5 protein-coding genes and 1 pseudogene are annotated in these 7,008 nt (G+C 68.3%); 3 read left to right on the top strand and 3 right to left on the bottom strand.

What is annotated here, in order from left to right; translation table 11 throughout:
- Positions 1-361 precede the first annotated feature (361 nt).
- Positions 362-808, top strand: a complete 447-nt coding sequence (locus tag PV350_RS42995) for a GNAT family N-acetyltransferase (protein ID WP_500338827.1) — start codon at positions 362-364, stop codon at positions 806-808.
- Between the two features lie 198 nt (positions 809-1,006).
- Entirely contained in the window at positions 1,007-1,720 is a 714-nt protein-coding gene (locus PV350_RS42990; protein ID WP_500338826.1) for a hypothetical protein, read from the top strand.
- A 586-nt stretch (positions 1,721-2,306) separates the two neighbouring features.
- Here PV350_RS42990 and PV350_RS42985 read toward each other — a convergent pair.
- Positions 2,307-2,639: a DUF4333 domain-containing protein gene (locus tag PV350_RS42985; RefSeq protein WP_500338825.1), complete on the bottom strand. Its 333-nt coding sequence runs from the start codon at positions 2,637-2,639 to the stop codon at positions 2,307-2,309.
- A 1,235-nt stretch (positions 2,640-3,874) separates the two neighbouring features.
- On the opposite strand from PV350_RS42985, the pseudogene PV350_RS42980 reads away from it, so the two are divergent.
- A pseudogene (locus PV350_RS42980) lies at positions 3,875-5,112 on the top strand (IS256 family transposase).
- Between the two features lie 14 nt (positions 5,113-5,126).
- Here the strand turns inward: PV350_RS42980 and PV350_RS42975 are convergent.
- A complete protein-coding gene (locus tag PV350_RS42975; RefSeq protein WP_500338824.1) occupies positions 5,127-5,810 on the bottom strand; it encodes a hypothetical protein in 684 nt (227 codons plus the stop codon).
- Between the two features lie 171 nt (positions 5,811-5,981).
- Positions 5,982-6,812, bottom strand: coding sequence for a leucine-rich repeat domain-containing protein (locus PV350_RS42970; protein ID WP_500338823.1), 831 nt, complete (start codon positions 6,810-6,812; stop codon positions 5,982-5,984).
- Positions 6,813-7,008 lie beyond the last annotated feature (196 nt).

Below are 7,008 nucleotides of genomic sequence, written 5' to 3'. Positions count from 1 at the left end.
GTAGATCGCGGTTAGCGTGTTCCTTTCCAGACAACGTTGTCAAGAGTGGAGCGCGTAACCCCGTGAAATAGCCCGTTCTCCTTCCCGGTTCGCCCGCCCTGCCGTGACCGGGCGGGCGAACCGGGGCCCGCGATCGGCCCGCACCCAACCGCCGTCGCCGATCAGCTACTGCGCGGGAGGCTGCGCCGTGACGGGCGGAGGAGGAGCGGGGCGGCTCGCGCCGGCGGGAGCATCAGTGCAGCTTCCTTGATCAGGAGTTACACCGAACGTTTTGCACTCCCGCCCGAGGCACAAGCGGTCAGTGAGGTCCGGGTGTTGCGCGAGATCCTGGCGCTCCCGCCCGGCGAAAGGGTGGGGATCCATGGTGCAGGTGACGCCGGCGACGGAGAAGGACGCCGAGGAGATCTCCCGGCTCATCGGTGAGATTGAGGTCTACTACGGCGGCGCCTACGCTCCCGGCGACCCCGGCCAGATCCGCGCCGCGCTTTTCGGCGGCCGGCCCGCGGCCACCGTGCTCCTGGCCCGCGATGGCGAGGACGTCCTCGGCATGGCCTCCTTCTCCCTGCTCTGGCCCGCTGCCGGCGCTGACACGAGTGCGTGGTTGAAGGAGCTGTACGTCCGCAGCGAGGCCCGCGGCCGCGGCGTCGGCCGCGCCCTCATTGACGCCGTCCGCACCGCGGCCCAGGAGCTCGGCTGTACCCGGCTGGAGTGGACGGCCGACACCGGCAACCCGAGCGCGCTGGGCTTCTACGAGGCTCTCGGCGTGCCGGTGGACGAGGGAAAGGCCGTCTACCGGCTTCCGTTCTGAAGGCTGGGCCGCTTTCGGAACGGGGCCCGGTCAGGGCTTCGGCGTAGTCGGCGGGCGTCCGTTCTGTAATCACTTGAGATAAGGAGAGGGAGGCCGGGCGGTTTCTGCTCACGTTCGTTGCGTCCCGGAGCCCTTGTGTCTCCCTCCCCCTCACTGTCGGGTGGAGCGAGCCGGCTGCGCTGGGAGATGATCCCGTGCGTGGCTGAAGAGGCAGGTACGGATGCGGACGACGCTTGTGCATGGGCTGAGCGACTGGGATGGGCGTTCGGGCTCATCGCGGAGGATCCGGCTGAGAGAGGTGCAGCGCTCGTCCATCTGGCCGAGGCCCAGAGAAAGGTCACGGACGCGCTCGACCGGTCCAACGAGATTTGGCTGCTGACGCGGCCCCTGGGAGCGGACGAGCAGTACCGGGAGCCGGCCTTTCGACAGGCACTCCAGAGGCATTGGCAAGCCCAGAGGCGTTCACTGCCTGACGGGGTGTGGAATGGCCCTGCGGGCGGGGATCTTGTGACATGGCCGGGGCTGCCCTATGCGATGCTCTTCCTCGAGTGGGAGGCGAGGTACCCGCTGGAGTGGACGCCGCATGCGAAGGCGTGGGGTACGAAGGAGACCCTGATCCGTAAGGTGGCCCGTGCTCCCCAGGAGGAGGCACTCAAGGCGAAGCTCACCGACCTGGTCGAGCTCGTTGTCCGCCGGGCGTATCGCTGCAAGGACCGCGAATACGTGCGGGTAGCCCGGGCTGTCGACAGCGCTGACCTCCGGGGCAGACTCGCTCGGGCAGCCGATTCGGACAGTCCGTGGGCCCGGTTGCACGCCGGGTATGTGCTCTGGCTCCTCGACCGCCCCGACCTGCCAAACACCCGTCGTGTCTGGCAGACCTGGGTGGCAGGCGAGGCTACGGCGGTGATGTGACCGGGGGACGATGCAGGGAAGGTCTCCGTGATCACGGAGTGCTCTACGCCCTCCGACCTATCTTGAAGACCGTGCCTGCCGACGCATCACCCCTGACCGGCTCCGCGGGCGGCGGATGGCCGAGGCGGGCCAGTCGGGCGGTGAGCAGGTCAGCGTGTTCGGGGCTGAGGGGGGTGAGGTTGAGGCGGCGGGGTGGGGTGCGGAAGAGGGCGGTGCGTACCTTGCCGTCGCATTCCAGCCAGCCGAAACAGGGGTGGCTCGGACCCAGGCGTGCCGGGCCCGCGTGCACGCAGGGCCTGCGTCGTGGTCGGCACCGCTGTGTGGAGCGGCGGGCCGCGAGTGCAGGAAGTTCCGCGCCCGGCCAGGGAAGTTCTCGACGTCTTCGGTGAGGTGCCGGTCGTCCACCCGCATGGTCTGTCCTCGCGTGATGCGTCTCCAGGAGCCGGTGTGGCTCCGCCGGGACGGGGGACACGGCGGAGCCACCACGGTCAGTGTGCAGCTGGGATTGTGACGGGGGGTCGAATCTGGCTAACTGCCTGGTCGCCACGCCTCAGCGTGTTTGACGCAAGCCACATCCCGCCTTGTACTACGACGTCACGGTGAGGTCGCCTTGATCGCTGGTGATCTCGACTTCCACCCTCTCTGGGTTGGTTTCTCCGTAGACGGTGCAGTCGAACTTGGTGCCTACCTTGACCACGACGGACAGGGGGCAGTCCACGTAGGCGGCGGGGTTGTTCTGCTTCAGGCCGCCGACTTGACCCGCCACCTGCTTCTCCAGCGCTGTCTGGTCCAGCACACGCGGTGGTTCGACTGGGATCGGACCGGTGGTCACCTTGATCGTCACGGCCACTGCGCAGGCGGCGAGCACGGCCAACGACAGCGCTATGACAGTGCGCGCAAAGCTTCGATGATCAGTCACCCGAGCAGTCCTACCGAACCCTTTGACGGCTGACAAGGCAGGCAGTCCGGCCCTCGAATCCGAGGGTGCTCCGGCCGGGCATCACACGCGGTCTTGCCGTGCTCGGACTCGGACGAGCTGGGTTGTCGGTGGTGGGGGTGAGGGTGTTCGTGTCATGACAGGTGATCAGGTAGGGGCAGGTGTGTAGAGCGTGAGGAGGGTCACGGTGGCTGTGGTGTAGGCGACTTGTGTGGTGGCCGGGGCCGGGCCCGGTGATGGCGGTGGCTGCTGGAGGCCGGCACCGCTGGCGCGGGCCGTGCGGCTGCGCCGGTGACGGCTGCGGGTCTTCTTCCGTATCCGGGTCCGGAGGGTTTGCTGTGGGTTCAGGAGTGGCGGGGGGATGGGGGTGCGGTGTCCGGGGGAGCGTGGGAGAGATGGCCGACGGTGCTCACGGTTGCCTGTGAGGGCGGGGGCAGTGTGGCGGTGACGATGCACTGGCAGCGGGAGCAGGTGGCCGGGTTCTGGGTGGACTGTCCGGCCGGTACTCCGAGCGTGGGTTCGGTGACGATGGACGCTGGTGTGGTGGGGTCGGGGTCCTTCTCGGTGGGGGTTGATGCAACGGATGTGAACATCCGGTGGGCCCTGACGGTGACCCAGCCCGAAGAGCCCAGCCGCTCCGGAGCACCATCGTGTGCACCAACCCGTGCAACATCCCGTGCACCGGCCTGCCGGGAGGTTGGCTGTTTCCGCTGGCCAAGTGGAGTTCTCTGTCTGCTGGTTGGGCTGACTCCTCCTGTGTAGACCTGCTTGCTTTGGTGGTGTGGGGTGGTGGCGGGCTGTTTCAGGTTCGTCCTCGGGTGGCGGTGGCCGTGGGGGTACGCTGCGCTGGCCAGGGGTGGGGGAGGAGGCGCCAGGCGGCGGGGCCCGGCCGGCGCGAGCGGCGGGCTGGGATCGCGGCCCGTGCGGGCGGGTGAGGCGGCGTCAGCGGCCCTCCGTGTGGAGTGATGATCTGCGGGTTCTTCGGTGGTGGTTCGGCTGGTGGTGTCAGTGCGGTAGGTATCGGGGTTTGTTCAGCTTGTTGTCGTGGGTGGTTCGACCGCTGTCATGGGCGCCGATCTAGGGTTGCGTCCTTGGAAGTGGTGTATGGGTTCCTGCCTGATCCGGGTGTTTGCCCCGGCATCGGGGTGAGGGTCCGGATATAGAGACGGCCACCGGCTGATCTTCGAGATGTCTAAGGCTCGAAGGAGATCAGCACGATGACCGCACCAGACAGTCTGCCCCTGCACGCCCTGACCGAGGAGAACCTCGCAGCGGCGAGTCCCGATCTGCTGCGCGCGATGGTCAAGACGTTCGCCGACGCGCTGATGTCCGCGGAGGCCGATGCCCTGCGCAACGCGGAATACGGGCAGGTCAGTGACGAACGCGTCAACCATCGCAACGGGTATCGCCCGCGCGAGTGGGACACCAGGGCCGGCACGGTGGAGCTGGCCATCCCCAAGCTCCGCAGCGGCAGCTACTTCCCGCACTGGCTTCTGGAACGCCGCCGCAGGGCCGAGCAGGCCCTGATCTCGGTGGTGGCCACCGCCTACCTGCTCGGAGTCTCTACCCGCCGGGTCGAGAAACTCGCCGAGTCCCTTGGCGTGACACAGCTGAGCAAGTCCCAGGTCAGCGCGATGTCCAAGCACCTGGATGAACAGGTCGGCGCCTTCCGTAACCGGCCCCTGGACGCCGGACCGCATGCGTTCGTCTGGGTCGACGCACTGACCCACAAGGTCCGCGAAGACGGCCGCCTCATCAACGTCCACGCGCTGATCGCGGTCGGCGTCAACGCCGACGGACACCGCGAGATCCTCGGCCTGGACGTCGCCACCGCCGAGGACGGAGCCGGCTGGCTGGCCTTCCTGCGCTCGCTCATCGCCCGCGGCCTGGCCGGCGTCCAGCTCGTCGTCTCCGACGCCCACGCGGGCCTGGTGGACGCCATCGGAGCCGTCCTGCCTGGGGCTTCGTGGCAGCGCTGCCGCACGCACTATGCCCGCAATCTGCTCTCCCAGGTCCCGAAATCGGCCCAGCCATGGGTGGCGACGCTGCTGCGGACGGTCTTCGAACAGCCCGACGCCGACGCCGTCCAGGCCCAGATGCGGCACGTCCTGGACGCTCTGGAAACCAAGTTTCCCAAGGCCGCCGAGCACCTGGATGCCGCCCGCCACGACCTGCTGGCCTTCACCGCCTTCCCCCGCGAGATCTGGCGGCAGATCTGGTCCAACACCCGCAGGAACGACTGAACAAGGAAATCCGGCGCCGCACCGACGTGGTCGGCATCTTCCCGGACCGCACCGCCGTGATCCGCCTGGTCGGCGCGGTCCTGGCCGAGCAGAACGACGAATGGACCGAGGCCCGCCGCTACATGGGCCGCGACCTCCTCGCCAAAGCCCGCCTCCACCCGATCGAGTCAGGAAACGACGACACCGTCCTGCCAACCGAACTCACCGCATAGCCTCAAGGAAGAGATCACCGAGTGGCCGTCGATACACCACTCCAGCGGACGTGACCCTCGCCTCCGGTGCCTTCCTGTAGGGAGTAGTCCTGCCAGCGCATGGTGTAGGAGTCGTGCAGGGTGCGGGTGTTCTTCTCATGCGGCCGGTCTGGGGCGCCCCACAGCAGGGTGCCGGCGAGGGTGTGTCCCTGATGAAGGCGGAACATCCGGTCGCGGCTCGGCTTTGCGGTGGGGGAGGGCGCTGTCCAGAGGGCGGGGACGTTGGTGACGAGGAGTGCCAGGCCGTTCTGGTCGGGGCGGCGGCAGAATCGCTCCAGCCGGGTGATGTCGGTGATGAAGCCGAGCCGGGCGAGGTCGATGGCCGCGTGGGACTTGAGCGCGTATTCCTCCTCCCTCGGCCCGTTGCCGGCCGCCCCGTTCCACGCCCGGGTGCAGTGCTTGAACTCGACGGCGGTCCGGCCCGTTGGACCGGTGCAGAGCAGGTCCAGGTGCTCGATGCCGTCGGAGGCCCGTTGGCGGACCTCCAGCCGGGAGTGCAGGTGGGGCGCGAGTTCCCACAGGGTGCGGGCGAAAGCGTGCTGCAGATCTGCCTCGGAGTGGAACACCGGCCGGTCGCGGCGCAGTCGGTCCATTACCGCGGCGAGGTGTACTTCTCCGGCGATCAGCTGTGTGCCGCCGTCGGTGGCGCGCGATGTCATGATCTGCTCCGTTGCCGGTGTTCTCACGTGTTACGGCTTGTCCTGCAGGCGGTGTCCGCGTGGAGGCCGCCGCCCGGCCCGCCCTGCGCGACGACCCGCGCGGAGTGGTGCGCTACGAGGACCGCTGCCGGTTCTGCTGTGTCAGGACTCCAGGGGCCTGGGTGGCGGCGGTCAACGCGGTGGGGGCTGTTCGGTCACCCCGCCTCGATGAGGTGTGGGGATGTAGCCCTTCGCTCCAGGTGGCAGCGCGTCGAGGCACGCCTGGGAGCAGGCGTTGACCAGGAGCGGCAGGACGTCGGTGGCCACCACCTGGGAGAACCAGGCCTGGTGAGGGCCCGTCGCCGGGATCGGCCCGGTGCAGACACTGCAGGTGCGGGCCGCGGTGGTGCCCCAGCGGTAGGGATCCAGGCTGGAGGGGTCCAGGACGGTATCGCCGGGCGGGAGGAGCCGCGGGAAAGGCGGCCGGTACTTGTAGTTGCCGTAGATCGAGCGCGTGCTCACCGTACTGTCCGCCAGCCGAGCGCACCGCGTGATTTCGTACGGGAACCAGTGCAGCCGTCGCGACGTGTAGGGGCTGAACTGTTCCAGGCTTGTCATGTCGCCGATTTCCGGAGGTATCCGCACCAGGTTGCTCCCGTACAGCACAAGGGTCCGCACCGCCGTCAGCCACCCGATCGACGCCGGCAGCGTCACGATCTGCCGCCGCTCATCAGGGCTCAGCTCTGGCAGCGGGCGGAATTCCTCCCGCCCGTCGGCCGCCGCCTGTTCGATCAGCTCCAGCAATCGGAGCCAGCCCGGAGCACTGGTGTCCTGGATCTCGGCGTGGAAGGACGTCATCGTGCCGGGGGAACTCACCCGAACCTGGCTGAAGCAGTGACACCTGTCCTGCGGCACCCCGGGCCGGGAGTCCACCGCCTCGGGAAAACGGTTCGGGAAGACCCGTGCAGGGAGTTGTTCGTCCGTCATGGTGCAACGATAGGGACGCGGCGTCTGCCACGGCACCGTCCGAACACCAGTGCACGCAAACGACCCCTGGCCGAGTGGGGGGCTCCTTGGCTATGGCTGGCGGACGAGGACAGACGTGCCCGACGGTCGCAACCCCTCTCTGTCAGCCTTGGGTGAGACGTCCCGCTTCGCCGGGTTAGCCTGAGAGGGCACGACAGGAGAACCACCCCTTCATGACCAGCACCAACCCTGC

Source organism: Streptomyces sp. PA03-6a, from assembly GCF_033792765.1.
Taxonomy (GTDB): Bacteria; Actinomycetota; Actinomycetes; order Streptomycetales; family Streptomycetaceae; genus Actinacidiphila.
Note: the sequence above shows the minus strand (reverse complement) of the source record. Positions and strands in the feature narration are given on the sequence as shown.